This is a genomic window from Parvimonas sp. M20, from assembly GCF_035282425.1.
Classification (GTDB): Bacteria; Bacillota; Clostridia; order Tissierellales; family Peptoniphilaceae; genus Parvimonas.
This window is the reverse complement of sequence record NZ_JAYKBQ010000050.1, coordinates 1-794: the sequence shown is the minus strand read 5'-3', so window position 1 is coordinate 794 and position 794 is coordinate 1. Positions and strand designations below refer to the sequence as shown.

The 794-nt window shown below is 24.7% G+C and carries 1 protein-coding gene; it reads left to right on the top strand.

Annotated elements, in window-relative coordinates; genetic code table 11:
- Window positions 1–45 precede the first annotated feature (45 nt).
- Window positions 46–588 (top strand): helix-turn-helix domain-containing protein, encoded by a 543-nt coding sequence (locus tag VJI93_RS08295; protein WP_324000465.1) that lies wholly within the window; start codon window positions 46–48, stop codon window positions 586–588.
- Window positions 589–794 lie beyond the last annotated feature (206 nt).

Here is a 794-nt window from a genome sequence, read left to right as displayed (position 1 = left end):
TGATGTGAACCCCTAAATCCGGACAAAGGATTTGGGGGTTTTTGTATGTCAAAATATGATATAAAATTAAAAATAAAAGTAATTAAAGAATATGAGAAAAATAATATTAGTCAATCTGAATTATCAAAAAAATATAAAATACCACTATCAACAATCAAAAGTTGGATAAACTGGTATTTTGATAATGGTATTAAAGGTATAAGTAAAAAATTTAAAAACAAAAATTATACTAGTAATTTTAAGCTGTTTGTATTACAATATAGAAAAACTAATAATCTAACTTTTAGAGAAACTGCTGTTAAATTTGATATAACAAATGATTCAATCATAGCTAATTGGCAAAAGAAATATAATGAAAGTGGATTAGATGGTTTAAATAGTAAAGCAAAAGGAAGAAAGCCTAAAATGAAAAAAACTATACCAAAAGAACAAAAAAGAAAAGAAAATTTAAAAGAAAGTGAAAAAGAAGAACTTTTAAGACTAAGAGAAGAAAATCTCCTTTTAAAGGCGACTATAGCTTATGAAAAAAAACTTCAACCCTTGCTTATGGAGAAAGAGTTAAAAACAAGGAGAAAGCGAAAGCGATAATTGAATTAAGCAAGGCAAAAGAATATAAATCAATTACAATATTACAATGGTTAAAGGTAGCTAAACTAAATAAAAGTTCTTTTTATGAGTGGAAAGAAAAATTAAATAAACAAATGAGTTCAAAAGAGATTTACATTATTGAAAGAATAAAAGATATAGTAAAAGAATCTAAAGGAAGATATGGATATAGAAGAGTAAGCAAGGTA

What these genes read in the sequence shown, in the direction of transcription:
- VJI93_RS08295 (WP_324000465.1), top strand. Translation starts at nt 46, where the DNA reads ATGTCAAAATATGATATAAAATTAAAAATAAAAGTAATTAAAGAATAT.